At 66.4% G+C, this 12,234-nt stretch carries 14 protein-coding genes; 10 read left to right on the forward strand and 4 right to left on the reverse strand.

The window, feature by feature from the left end:
• The first annotated feature begins 368 nt into the window (after positions 1 to 368).
• A complete protein-coding gene (locus tag G6048_RS24050; RefSeq protein WP_165341671.1) occupies positions 369 to 1,259 on the forward strand; it encodes a DUF5655 domain-containing protein in 891 nt (296 codons plus the stop codon).
• A 224-nt stretch (positions 1,260 to 1,483) separates the two neighbouring features.
• Here G6048_RS24050 and G6048_RS24055 read toward each other — a convergent pair whose 3' ends face one another.
• On the reverse strand, positions 1,484 to 2,506 hold the full coding sequence (locus tag G6048_RS24055) for a hypothetical protein (protein ID WP_165341672.1): 1,023 nt from the start codon (positions 2,504 to 2,506) through the stop codon (positions 1,484 to 1,486).
• Between the two features lie 316 nt (positions 2,507 to 2,822).
• Between G6048_RS24055 and G6048_RS24060 the strand changes: the two genes are divergently transcribed.
• From G6048_RS24060 to G6048_RS24085, 6 genes are all read left to right on the forward strand, one after another.
• On the forward strand, positions 2,823 to 3,389 hold the full coding sequence (locus tag G6048_RS24060) for a hypothetical protein (RefSeq protein ID WP_206342058.1): 567 nt from the start codon (positions 2,823 to 2,825) through the stop codon (positions 3,387 to 3,389).
• A 134-nt stretch (positions 3,390 to 3,523) separates the two neighbouring features.
• Positions 3,524 to 4,093: a hypothetical protein gene (locus G6048_RS24065; protein ID WP_165341673.1), complete on the forward strand. Its 570-nt coding sequence runs from the start codon at positions 3,524 to 3,526 to the stop codon at positions 4,091 to 4,093.
• Between the two features lie 61 nt (positions 4,094 to 4,154).
• Positions 4,155 to 4,406: a hypothetical protein gene (locus tag G6048_RS24070; protein WP_165341674.1), complete on the forward strand. Its 252-nt coding sequence runs from the start codon at positions 4,155 to 4,157 to the stop codon at positions 4,404 to 4,406.
• Between the two features lie 325 nt (positions 4,407 to 4,731).
• On the forward strand, positions 4,732 to 5,775 hold the full coding sequence (locus G6048_RS24075; RefSeq protein ID WP_165341675.1) for an IS110 family RNA-guided transposase: 1,044 nt from the start codon (positions 4,732 to 4,734) through the stop codon (positions 5,773 to 5,775).
• 449 nt (positions 5,776 to 6,224) lie between these two features.
• Positions 6,225 to 6,374, forward strand: coding sequence for a hypothetical protein (locus G6048_RS24080; RefSeq protein WP_165341676.1), 150 nt, complete (start codon positions 6,225 to 6,227; stop codon positions 6,372 to 6,374).
• A gap of 55 nt (positions 6,375 to 6,429) precedes the next feature.
• Positions 6,430 to 7,263: a hypothetical protein gene (locus tag G6048_RS24085; protein WP_165341677.1), complete on the forward strand. Its 834-nt coding sequence runs from the start codon at positions 6,430 to 6,432 to the stop codon at positions 7,261 to 7,263.
• Positions 7,264 to 7,594: 331 nt separating this feature from the next.
• Here G6048_RS24085 and G6048_RS51905 read toward each other — a convergent pair whose 3' ends face one another.
• Together G6048_RS51905 and G6048_RS49805 are read right to left on the reverse strand one after the other, a co-directional pair.
• On the reverse strand, positions 7,595 to 7,753 hold the full coding sequence (locus tag G6048_RS51905; RefSeq protein ID WP_408056160.1) for a hypothetical protein: 159 nt from the start codon (positions 7,751 to 7,753) through the stop codon (positions 7,595 to 7,597).
• A complete protein-coding gene (locus G6048_RS49805; RefSeq protein WP_235990240.1) occupies positions 7,684 to 8,259 on the reverse strand; it encodes a hypothetical protein in 576 nt (191 codons plus the stop codon). The genes G6048_RS51905 and G6048_RS49805 overlap by 70 nt, the downstream gene beginning before the upstream one ends.
• A 356-nt stretch (positions 8,260 to 8,615) precedes the next feature.
• Here G6048_RS49805 and G6048_RS24095 point away from each other — a divergent pair, with 356 nt between their 5' ends.
• Positions 8,616 to 8,774 (forward strand): hypothetical protein, encoded by a 159-nt coding sequence (locus G6048_RS24095; protein ID WP_165341679.1) that lies wholly within the window; start codon positions 8,616 to 8,618, stop codon positions 8,772 to 8,774.
• A gap of 264 nt (positions 8,775 to 9,038) precedes the next feature.
• Here the strand turns inward: G6048_RS24095 and G6048_RS24100 are convergent, their stop codons facing one another.
• The gene (locus G6048_RS24100; protein ID WP_165341680.1) at positions 9,039 to 10,253 is read right to left on the reverse strand and encodes a PIN domain-containing protein; all 1,215 of its coding nucleotides are present in this window, start codon (positions 10,251 to 10,253) and stop codon (positions 9,039 to 9,041) included.
• A gap of 142 nt (positions 10,254 to 10,395) precedes the next feature.
• On the opposite strand from G6048_RS24100, the gene G6048_RS24105 reads away from it, so the two are divergent.
• The gene (locus G6048_RS24105) at positions 10,396 to 11,076 is read left to right on the forward strand and encodes an AAA family ATPase (protein WP_328826822.1); all 681 of its coding nucleotides are present in this window, start codon (positions 10,396 to 10,398) and stop codon (positions 11,074 to 11,076) included.
• A gap of 75 nt (positions 11,077 to 11,151) precedes the next feature.
• Positions 11,152 to 12,219 (forward strand): restriction endonuclease, encoded by a 1,068-nt coding sequence (locus G6048_RS24110; protein WP_165341681.1) that lies wholly within the window; start codon positions 11,152 to 11,154, stop codon positions 12,217 to 12,219.
• Positions 12,220 to 12,234: the final 15 nt, after the last annotated feature.

Raw genomic sequence — 12,234 nt, forward strand, 5'->3', positions numbered from 1 at the left:
CGATTGGCCCACCACTCAAGCGTGGCGGTGCCCTCGTAGCTGTCCATAGTCCAAGTATCGCGAGCGAGTAGGCGGCCATGTGTCAGCGATGCAGAGCCTGACGTCACAAGATCCTGTTACGAGCTCTTAGAAGGCGCTTGGGCTATCCGCGGACCACTTACTTTGACCTGCGACTTTCTGGCCCTCTGACGTACTGTCAGTCATTTTGTGGGACGTATGTGGGATCAGGCGGTCGTGGGAACCGCGGGGCGTCAGCGTGTCCCCGTGGCTCGGCGTAGCCTCACACCATCTTCACGCACTCGAAGGCGATCGCGGAAATAAATCTGCCGCTCCCCGGCGTTCTCGATCTTCGAGCCGAGGAGGGGAAGGTGTCGGGCCTGAAGCTGTTCCACACGACGAACAGCGGCGTGACCGAGGTCATGCCGCGTCTTGCTGAGGTCGAGGCGGATGTGCAGGACCTCATCGAGGCGTACATGGAGACGATGCTGGGCGTGCGGTTCCTGGCGAGCGAGTACGTCATCGACTGTGTCGATGGCGGGCGGATCGACTCGCTGGGCCTTGACGAGAACGGGGCTCCCACGGTGGTGGAGTACAAGCGCGGCACAGCCGCCGGTGTGATCAACCAGGGCCTCTATTACATGTCGTGGCTGATGGCCCACAAGGACGCCTTCCGGAACCTGGTCCGTGACCGGCTCGGGGCCTCGGCTGCGTCTCAGGTCCTGTGGAGCGCACCCCGGCTGATCTGTGTCGCCGGCGACTTCACCCGCTATGACGCGCACGCCGTGCGCGAGCACCGGCGCAGCATCGACCTGGTCCGCTACACGTACTTCGGCAACGAGCACATCGGCCTTGAGACTGTGGCTTCGGTCACCGGGCAGTCGGCCGCTACCAAGCGGGCCCGCCGACGCGCGGCCGGGCCGCCGCCGGCCCGAAGGCAGGACAGAGCGATGGCGGAGCTGGCCGGGGTGATCGACGAGGCACTGCTCGGCCTCGGGGACGGCGTCACCCGGGTCCAGCGCAAGCAGTACGCCGCCTACCAGCGGCTGCGGAACTTCGCCTGCGTCTGCCTGCCGCAGCAGACCAAACTCCTCGTCTACCTCAAGGCCGACCCGAAGGCCGTCGACCTCATTCCCGGATTTACCCGGGATGTGACGGGGCTCGGCCACCACGGCACGGGCGACCTTGAGGTGCAGCTGCGTACGGAGCGGGACCTGGAGCGCGCCCAAGACCTGTTCCGCCTCAGCTACGCCGCGGCGTAGCGCGGGGAGCGGCGGAGCAAGCACAGTGTGCGGTTGTCGTTTGGTGGCGATGGTGCCTTTCGTCGTGCGTGGACGGGGAAAAGCGGCGGTGGAGCACTAATGATCCGGTGGATCGCCGGTTTGGCCAACCGGCGATCCACTGCTATGTTCCGCGCCGCCCAGACGGCGTGTTGACTTGAATATCACTGGCGGCGACGGCTCCAATGCGCCGCCGGGTCAGGGTTTCACTTCTCCGCTTCGAGACCGCACGCCCCTGCGAGAGTGCTGGGCGTCAGGGTTGTCTCGAATCCCTCGCTGGGCAGTCGGCGGAGGATGGACTGCCAGAGATCGGTCGGCAGTCGGGAAGGCGGCCGTTCCCGCGTGGTCCGCAGCTCCAGCACGGCGGTCTTCGCAGGGTCTCCGAGAACGAAGTCCTGGTCGCTGGCGTAGCTTTCGTCGGTGTCGCCGCGGAACCTTTTGAGCCGCAGGGGCAGGCCGAACACTGGGTCCAGGAGGGCGGAGACGATATGGCGCGGGCCGGGCCCCTGGTTGGGGACATGCGAGGAGCGCAGGATCAGCCGTGTCACGTCATACGCGGTCCCCTCGTAGCCGTCGACGACGAATGTGTTGGCGACGGTGTGTAGCAGGCCGAGGCGACGGAGAAGGTCGCTGCCCAGCCAGGCCCCGCGGCGCTGCACGCGGACGAAGTGGTCGTCCTCGTCGTCCCACATGGCTTGGTGCTCGCGTTCGGCGCCGCTCCAGGCGCGCGCCGATGCGCGCCAACACATCTGCACACCGGCGAGCCACTTTTCGAGGGCCCGGTTTTCGGCGCTGCGCCAGACCGTGGACGGCAACCCCGTTAGCCGCAGGCGGGCCGGCTGGCCGAGGACCCGCAGCTCGAGTCCTGTCTGGAACCGCCGGGTGATGCGCAATCCAGGCACTCCCCAGACTTCGCTGTCAGGTGCGTAGGTGGGGAGCATGCTGAAGAGGATTTCGGCCGCGCGTTCCTCGCTCTCCACGCACAGTGTGATGCAGGTCGGTTCCGGGTGAACGGCCGTGATGCCCAACGGGTAGCGCGTGTGGACGTTTCGGTACTCCAGGAGACCGAGCAGGACGCGGGCCTCCAACCACTGTTGGGCCGAGGACTTCGCGGAGGGAAGGGCAGATGCTCCGGCCGGCAGCTGGCCGAGTCCGCGTCGGGCCTGTTGTAGTCCTTCGCCCGTGTAGAGGCAGCGCCGCTGAACAGTCTCTTGCGTGAACGCACTCATGGTTCTCCCGCACGTCTCGGCCCGGGACGTACATGTGTGAGACCCATGGGGGTTGCGCGCACATCTGTTTGGGATGACCGGTTCACCCGAGCGTGGAGGGAAAGGGCCGAAGATCTCCGGGGAGCGGTGGTCGGGCCGCACGCTGGATCGTACGCCGTGGTGATCCCCTGTCGCGCCGATATGGCAGAGATCTCGCCCAGAAGGAGTAGCGACGGCGAAACGGGCGATCCTTCCGCCGCCGCTGTCGCTTCGGTGTCGGCGGGCTCAGGACGGCCTGAGGCCCTGTCGGGGCAGCGACCGCATCAGCCTGCGTCTTTTGCACGACCTGTCGGCCGCCATGTCGTCGGCCGAGTGGTCCACCGCGGCCTGCATGCTCGCCTACGAGACGAACGCGGCGATCATCTACGTCGAGGGCAACTACGGCCGCGACATGTGCACGTTGGCGATCCGTACGTCGTGGCAGACGTTGCAGCGGGAGGGCGAGATTCCCGCCAACGTGCTGATGCCGATGGTCGACCTCGTCATAGCCAAACAGGGCAAGCTGCTCAGGGCCGAGCCGGTCGCCCAGCAGATGGTGCAGGACCGGGTCCGGTTGCGCGGCATGTTCACCGACCTCGAAAACGAGTGGGCGACCTGGCAGCCCACCGACCCGAACTCGCCCGGCCGGATCGACGCCTCGTGCATCCTCGTGTACGGCCTGATCCCCGAGGCCAACAAGGGCGCCATCGTTCACGCCCCGCTGCCCACGACCCCGCACCCCGGCCAGGTCGGCCGGGGTGCGCAACCCGGCGGCGTACGGCCAGCGGATCGGCAAGTAGCCGGTGGGAGCCGCACGAGCTGTGGCAGCGTCTATGGCAAACGGGGCACGGGGAGGGAAATTTGACTAGCCATCAGCGGCGGCGGAGCCGGGCGCGGCTTGCCCGGCAGAGCACGGCACCTGCCCGGATCCGCGCGCGGTCCCGCGGCGATCAGGGAACGAGGGTCCCGTGGGTCACCATCGGCACCGCGGTAGGCGCCGTGGCGGCAATCGGCAGCCTCATCTTCACGGCCGTCGCCACGTACTACGGCGCTGTCGTGGCACAAGGGCAGCTTGAACAGGCGAAGGAAGACAACGAGCGGAAAGCGCGCGATCAGGCGACCCGCGTGACGTTCTGGGAAGAGGACTCCTTCTATGGGGAGCGGGACTGGCAGCAGTCCAGGGCGCTCCACCTAGTGAACCGCTCGCCTGACGCCGTTTCCGCGACACAAATCGCCATTCTGGTGACCTACCTGGGGAAGGAGCACGTGCTCCTGCTGGCCGACGCCAACCTGCCCCCGTGCACAGAGGTGACCTTCAAGGCATCTGAGCTGACCGGCGTCCTCCTGCGTGACAGAAAGGAGGTGCGCCTGAGCGACATGACACATTGGGAGACCGCGTTGCTCACCTTCATTGACCGTGCCGGACAGAAGTGGGCTCGGGGGACGACCTTCCTCGCTCAGGCGGAGGAAGCGCAAGACGTTATCCAGGAACTGAAGCACACGGGGTTCGCCTTCCCCGGGAAACCCGGCAAGGTGAAGGCGCTGGGCTCGTGTGAATCGACAGGCTAGAGCCCGGCAGGGGTCCCCGGTCCGCTGCACGCGGCAGGCGGCCCCCGCGACACTGGTTTGCGTGAAGATGTCCCGAATTGAGTGCGCTTGCTGCGGCCGGAAGATTGTCGCAGGGAGCCCCGGCAAGGGCCGACTGTGGCGGCACGACCCCACCGAGCGCCCCAGCGAGTTCGGTGACGTCCTGGTGTCCTGCACAGGGTCGTTGGACATCGTGGACCTGCCGCGCCCCGGCGAGCAGCTTGAGATCGACCTCGACCTCGACCCGGCCGAGCCCGAAGAGGCCGCCAACGTCGAGACGATGGCGCTGTTCTGACCGGTGTCGGAGGCCGGCCGTCGGCTCGGGTGCCACTCCGCGAGCGGATCGAAGCCGAGAAGCGCGATCTTCTGCTGCCTGGTCGACTCCTTCGGCTTCCAGGCCAGATACGGCGGGTAGGGCAGTGCGAGGTGTTTCGCTGGCGGGTTGGTCATGTAGTGCGCCCTCGGGCAGCCGTCCACGTGCGGACACTCCTCGACGACCCGGTTGCAGAACTTGCACAGGAGCCCTTCTCTGATGCGATGAAAGGAGCGGGGCCTCCCGCTCCTGCCGGGTGCGCAGGATGCTCGGCTCAGGCAGAAGTACGAACTCGGGGAGGCCCTCGATGACGTCACCGTACGACGGTGTGCAGTGGGGGGGAATGGACCTGCACCGGCGCCGCTCGGTCCTGGTGCGCATGGCAGAAGACGGGCGGCAGTTGGGCAAGATGGTCCGTTTCAACAACGACCCGGCCCGGCTCAAGCGGGAGATCGCCAAGGCCGGTCCGCGCGCGAAGGTGGTACTGGAGGCAACTCTCGGCTGGTACTGGGCGGCTGACGTACTCACCGAGGCCGGGGCCGAGGTTCACCTGGCCCATCCCTTGGGGGTGAAGGCGTTCACCTACCGGCGGGTCAAGAACGATGAGCGGGACGCCGCCGACCTGGCCGACCTGCTGCGGCTGGGCCGACTGCCGGAAGCCTGGCTGGCACCGCCCGAGACCCGGGAGCTGCGGGAACTGGTGCGCGGTCGGCACAAGCTGGTGAACCTGCGTACCAACTGCCGCAACCAGGCTCACGGTGTGGTGGCCAAGCAGGGCATCGCCGTCCCGATGAGCGACCTGTTCGGCGCCGCTGGCACCGCGTTTCTCAACGAGCTGCCACTGCCCGCCGGCTATGCCGCCCGGCTGCGGGCACTGCGCGAGGTGATGGACACCCTCGACCGGCAACTGGCCCTGCTCGACCAGGAGATATCCGCCCGCCTCACCGACGACGTGGGCTACCGGGCGATCCAGAAGATCGGCGGAATCGGACCCGTGCTGGCCGCGGTATTCGTCACCGAGATCGGCGACGTCACCCGCTTCCCCAGTCCCCGGCACCTGTGCTCCTGGGCCGGGCTCACCCCGCGCCACCGCGAGTCCGACCTGAAGGTCACCCGGGGACATCTGACCAAGCAGGGCTCCAAACTGGTGCGCTGGGCGGCCGTCCAGGCCGTTCAGCACGCCCCCGAAGACACCCCGATGCGCGCCCACAAGGACCGCATCGAGGCACGCCGCGGCCCTCAGGCACGCAACATCGCCAAGGCCGCCGCGGCCCGCAAGCTGCTCACCCTGGTCTACTACGGGCTACGCGACGGCGAAGTCCGCTGCCTGGCCCGCACGGACGAGCCGTGAACAGCATCCGGACCCACGGCCGACGCGCGATCGCCGCTAGTTCTGGCCTCCGCACCGCGGCAAGGCCGTTTCTCTGATTGATCCCGTCGGTCGTGTGCCGAACCACACCATGCCGCACCGCAGCACCACCGCGGGCGCGGCGGAGGGATGAACGGCAGCCGGAGTGCCGCCACTCAGCATCACACCTGGTGAAGAGCACACCCCACAACACCCGCCCCGGCGGGACGACAGCACACCACCCGGGGACGGGGACCACCCCGCCCCCTAGCCCAAGCACGCCCTCATCCCGCATCCATCAGATAGAACCCGGACAAGCACGACACTGGACCGGCCCCGCCCTTTCAGGGATGAACTAGGCGGCGCCAAGCCCTCGTTGGACGCTTGTAAAGTTCTGTAAACTTGTGTCCACTGTCGCTTACTTGGCAGCGGTGGCCGTCGAGGATGGATGCATGGACGGCGATCAGGGCCATGAGCCAGAGAATAATTCCGACCAGCAACAGAAGAGGCGCTCAGTCGCCATCACAGTCATCGTCGCTGTGGTCTCGGCCATTGCAGGCGGGATAGCTCAAGCGGTGGCGGAGAAGCTGTTGGCGTCGTGATCCGACTCGCGACCAATTTGGGGGGAAAGTGGGCGGGAGACCTCGAAAAATTTCAATGCCGACGGAGTCCGAGCTGCCACCTGGAAAGCATCGCAACCTGCTCGAAGCGGTGCATGATATCTACCGAAAAGCAGGATGCCCGGGGACTCGAAGGATTAGCTCTACAGCCGCAGAGGCAACATTTGCCGCAGACGTAATCTCCCACCAAGCAGTTGCGAATATCCTTAACGGCAAAAGCTTTCCGATCTGGGTCAAGCTTCAGGCGATGATGGCGGCGCTGCTGATTATTGGACGGTCTGAATCCATCAATACGGAGCTCGAAAGGTTTCGTTCCCTGTGGGTGGACGCGCATTACGGTGAGTCCGGATTCGAGGCCCCCATAGTGCCAGTCGTAGACGAGTCGCTCAACCACCTTTGGTCAGGGAACCCTCCCCCTCCGGCTGCCGAGACTCCCAAGTCTTTGAGCCCCTCAGCACCCGACCTCGAAGCGACGTCGACTGCGGAATCCGATCCTGAATGGGACGCGCCAGACACATCGGCGGCCGCCCCGGAGTCCTCATCGAACGACGGGCAGAACTCCGAAGAAGAGGACTTTGGCGCGGTATTTGCGACAGCCGCCTGGACCGGCCCTGACATGTTTTCTGTCAAACGCATTGGTGGCAGAGTTATACTTTCCCTGAACATTGCGCACCCAATGGGCAATGCCATCGCAGAGGCCGTGGAGCGAGATGAGGAGACGGCTCGAACGCTGTGGCTACTGCTGTTCTCCTGGGTGCGCATGGAAGATGAAATACCGTCTGCCAGCCAAAGAAGTAGGGTGGAAGACATGCGGCGCGACTGGAGTCGGTATGCAGGGTTGTTCATTGGGGCGGCTAATGAAGTAATCTAGGTAGTCCTGGCGCGACATTTACTTTGCGTGGTGGAGCGCATCGTGGTGTCAATATAAGGCTCCGGCGATCAGCCGAAGGTGGGAAATCCCGGGCGTCCTCTCTTGTCGCGCGGTCCCACTCGATCCCGAACGCCCACAGATGGCGCCACCATCGCAACAGGTCCATGCCGTACGAACGGCGGGGTCAGCGGAGAGTACGGCCCGGCCATCAGGTCCTTGAAGTACACCGCCACCGGCTCGACCGGTCTCCCAAACGGGTCCAGCAGCTGGTACGGCTCCCAGGGATCTCCCGTCTCCAGCAGCTTACCCATTTCAGGCAAGACGAAGTTCCTCAGATCCCTTCCGGGACGTTCTTCACCGGGCATAACGGAAAGCTAGCAGAACCCCAACTGACCTGCACAAACACTAAAGTTAGTTCGGTCAACACGCCCCGCACGAGGCCGGTCGCGTAGTCGTGATCGACCATTGCCCCCGGCAGGGCGTGGCACAGGTGGCAGTCGGGGCCGAGGGCTTCGACCAGAGCGGCGCGCAGCCGACGGACCGGCGCCGTCTTGGCCGGGGAGGCGGCCAGTAGTGGAAACCCCCGTAGAGGCCGCCCTGGCACCGCTGCTCGGGCGGTACCGAGTCCGGAGGTACGCCCTCGTCGAGAGCCTGGACCAGCCATCTGCGCTCGATCGACTGGTACGTCTCCCCATCCCGGTGATCCTCGACCGGCCCTTCGGGCGTCTCCCCCCAGAAGCAGAGCTGCTGGTGCTCCCACCCTCGCTTCGAGGCGCGCTCGGCGCAGATCAGCTGACCGTCGCTCATCAGGTGACGGCGCCCGTCGCTCCCGAGGATGGCCACCCGCGGCGAGGCGGGCACAGGAACACCGGACAGACCGCACGGCTTTCCGGCCTCGTCGCGAACTATCTGCTCGACCCGGTAGACGCCGAAATGGGCGTAGTCCCACAGCAGCTTGGCCCGGCGGTACGGCGGAAGGTCATCCAGGGTGGGCATGCGCCGCATCGTGTCGTACGGCACTGACAACGAACTGCCGGGCCCCGCGCTCGGGGTTGCGGGGCCCGGAAGCCTGTAGGGGGGACCGGCGGGGGGACGTGCGGCCCCTGCCGTCCGGACGCTGGCAGCGGGCATGACCGCCTGTGCCTTCTCCGGCCCGCGCTCCGCTCGAGGCGCGCGGGCCGCGGACTGTAGCAGATCGGCCGTTCCCGGCGTTTGCGGCGGATTGGGTGCCAAGTGCGCCCACACACGCGGGAGATCGGAACGTCCGCCGGTGATCATCTCTGAGGCGCGGTTTGTAGCGAATGACCTATAGTGCCTGGTCGCAACCGCAAGATCCTCTCCAAGGGGCGGACATGATCAGCCTTACCGTGCTCGTCGTCCTCGCCGCCGCCGGCTACCGAGGAACCCGGCACGAGACGCCGCTCCTGGTGCACGGCATCGAGTGGTTCGCCGTCGCAGGCGGTAAGGCTCTCCTCAACCGCTGGGACGACTCCCGCAAGGCCGCCGAATGACCCGCCCAGACAGCCCGGACCGGCGGCTGAGCTCCGGCGGCACACGCATCCGCGTCAAGCGCGCCTGCAACAGCTGCGCACGCTACATCGGCGACGCCACAGACGAAGAGATCGAAGCCTGCCTCACTGGCCGCCCACTCCCTGACGTCCGCCACGAATGCCCACACTGCACGACCGGAGGTCAGTCGTGACCCGCGCGCTCACGCCCGCCGCGTCCCGGTACGTCAACGGGAAGGCCCGCGCCATGGTCAGTCACAGGCGAGTTCACCCCCCAGCGCGGCTGCGCCGCTTAGCGCCATAGGGTCCCCAGAACAGCGTGGCGGCGAGTAGGACCGCTTCCAAGGTGGTGATCTCACCCCCTTGTACGCGCTCGCGTACGTTCTTGATGGCGTCGTCTTCCAGCACTGCCAGTGCGCCCACCAGGGACGAGTACTCAGTTTGCAAGTCCGGCAGGGCTGTGAGGTCGTTCACGGAGAGGGGCTCTGGTTCGGCGCTGCGCAGAATCGTGAGGCGCGGTTCATCGCCTCCGGGTGTGAGAAGAACACGCGTCTCCCACGCGCACGCCACCGGCGCGATCCGCTCAGACCCTGCCACTTGTGCAACGGCGCCCACGACCCAGCGCGTTGTCGCCGTGCACCATTCGTGGTCTCCGATGCGGTACGACGCCACATCTCGGTAGGAGCTCAGGTTGATGACCGGCTTCGTCAGCCAGAGGCTGGCGAGGTCTGTTTGCGTCCCGTCGAATGGCCAAGCGCCTGTGGTGCACCGAATGGCGCGCTGCGTCCCGTCGGCAGCGCCCAACCTGAGTGCGGCCTCGCTGATGACGTCGTAGCTGCTCGGGGAGTTCAGTGCCGCCTCGACCGAGACGTCATCGGTCTCGGCAGGCTCCGTGAGGCGGGAGACCACTTCATCGAGGCTCGTCACGTGTACGAACCGGTCGCCGAGGTCCGCGACGTCCTCGTCCATCGGGAAGGCGTAGGACGAGCCGTCCGTGAAGTCCTTCGTGTTCGAGCTGACGAAGAAGACCGTCTCCTCGGGGTGTTCTCGGGCGTACTCGACCGCTGAGAGCCAGATCGATGCATCCCTGGCACCGGTCTTGGCCCCCTTGGACGCCTTGCACGGCGGGAGCGCGTTCGCCTCACGGAACATAGCTTCACGCATGGCACCCTCGCTCACAGGGATCGTCTCAGCGATCTCTCTGTACGCCTTTCGCCAGTGGTCCCTGATCCGCTCAAGATCGCATGGGTCGAGTCTGGCCTTCAGTCCCCATGGCGTGAGCTGGGCGACGGACTCGATCGCCGCGGCTGCCGCAGCGTGCTTCTCCCTGTACTTCACCGCGTGCTGAGCGGCGAGCTCCTCCATCACCATCCAGGGAACAGCAACGCCGTGCACGCCGACGGCTCGAATCGTCCGAAGAAAGTCGGCGCTGCTGTCGTCCAGGGACATACCCCGGAGGATGCACGTATCGAGGATGATCAAGGGGTCGGCTCCTGGTCTCTCGGCACTGAGTGATCGAGGTTCTCAGACTCATGTGCTGCGTGCACCTGGGTTCGGCCCGCGCGGCGAGGACGGCGGGTGGCAGGCTGGTCAGGAGGATCGCCGCAGTGAAGGAGAGACACAGGTGAAGACGGCGCCCACCCAGGAAGCCGGACCGGGACGGACGGAGGGATCAGTGGTGTACCTGCTGGTCGGGCTGACCGGCTCGGGCAAGACGACGTACGCGAAGCGCCGCCTGGAGCCGGCCGGGGTGACCCGGTTGTCCGTGGACGAGCGCGTGTACGCCCGGCACGGCCGCTACGGCGTCGACTACCCCGAGCGGGACTACTTCGCCCTCGAGACCCCCGTCGTCGCGGAGGTCCGCAACGAGCTGGTCGACCTGGTGGCCGCCGGACGGTCCGCCGTGCTCGATCACGGGCTGTGGACCCGGAAGGAACGCGACGAGTGGAGGCAGCTCATCCGGGAAGCGGGCGGCCACCCTCGGCTGCTGTACTTCCCCGTGCCCCGTGAGGAGCTGCTGAGGCGTCTGAACGAGCGCAACGGTCGTGAGGACGCCAACGCGCTGACCGTCACCGAGTCGGCGCTGGACGACTTCTACGCCCGGTTCGAGCCGCCCACCGGCGAGGACGAAGAGATCATCGAACCCGGCTCGTTCTGCCGGAGTGCCCGCCTGCTGCGCGACGATGCCCTACGGCTGAGCGTCCGTGAATTCGCCGCCTACCTGGGCGTGAGCGACGGTGCGGTATCGAAGTGGGAGGCGGGCGGGGACAGTTACCGGCCGCGCACCGACGAGCCCCTCGCGTGAAAGGCCACCTGCGGCTACTCGGATGAGATGATCGCGTCTGGCTGTGCGTGGTCGGTTCGGAGAGAGGGTGCCAGGGTGCTCAAGGACTCCTCGTTACGGGGCTACTTGCTGGAAGAGTCGCTGGCTTGGTTGCTGCGCTCCAGCGGCTACCGGCTGCTCGTCCATGAGCGCCAGGACCCAGTCGAATTGGTCAGTGAGGGCGAAACGCTCCGGGTCCGCGGACGAGGTGCGCTCCACCAGGTCGATGTGCTCGGGGAGTTCACGTTCACTCCGGCGTTCTCCATGCCCGTACGTCTGTTCCTGGAGGCGAAGTACGAGCAGAAGCGCTGCGGCCTGGACAAGGTGCGCAACGCTCACGGTGTGGTGCACGACGTGAACGAGAACTTCATGACGGGCCCGGGGACACGGCCGCGGCAGCGGTACAAGTACTCGTACGCCCTGTTCTCCGCGAGCGGGTTCTCCCCAGACGCCCAGAAGTACGCGCTCGCCCACCAGATCTCCCTGGTGGACCTGTCCGGTGCTTCCTTCGTCTGGCTGCTCGGCCACATCGGAACCACCGTGCAGAGCCTGTTCAAGGCACAGCAGCACCTTCCCGGGAAGAGCCCCTTTCCCGTGAACTGGATGCGTACGGAACTGCGGCGGGCGCTGGGGACCTCCCCGCTGCACTTGCTGCCGCAGCCGGCCGTGCCCGACGGGAAATTCATGCAGGCGGCCGCCTCGGCCCTGTCCGAATTCGCCGAAGCCCTGCGTGGCCGCAGCGCCGTGGAGCTGCTCCTGGGCTTTCCTTCCGCACCGTTCGTCCTGCCGCTCGCCACGGATGACCATCAGCGGTTTCTGGAGTACGCGGAAGCCAGGCCGGACCACGCCGTGCGGATCAGGCGGCGGGGCACGGGTATCGCCGCGGAGTGGATGCTGTCGCCCGCCGACGCGGTCGACGCTTACGAACTTGCCTTCAAACTCCCGCACCACATCGAGGAGTGGATCAGCGGTGTGGAGGAGAAGGAACGCCGCCGCACCGTCGAGGTCAAGGAGCAGTTCCTGTCCACGATCACGCTCTACCGCGTGAACGGCGCTGGCGTACACACCTATCAGTTGCGCTATGAGGCGAGTTCGCTTTCCCAGGCCGGGACTCCTTCGGCGTAGACGCCCCGGGGGGCG

This window comes from Streptomyces ureilyticus, from assembly GCF_011045025.1.
Lineage (GTDB): Bacteria > Actinomycetota > Actinomycetes > Streptomycetales > Streptomycetaceae > Streptomyces > Streptomyces ureilyticus.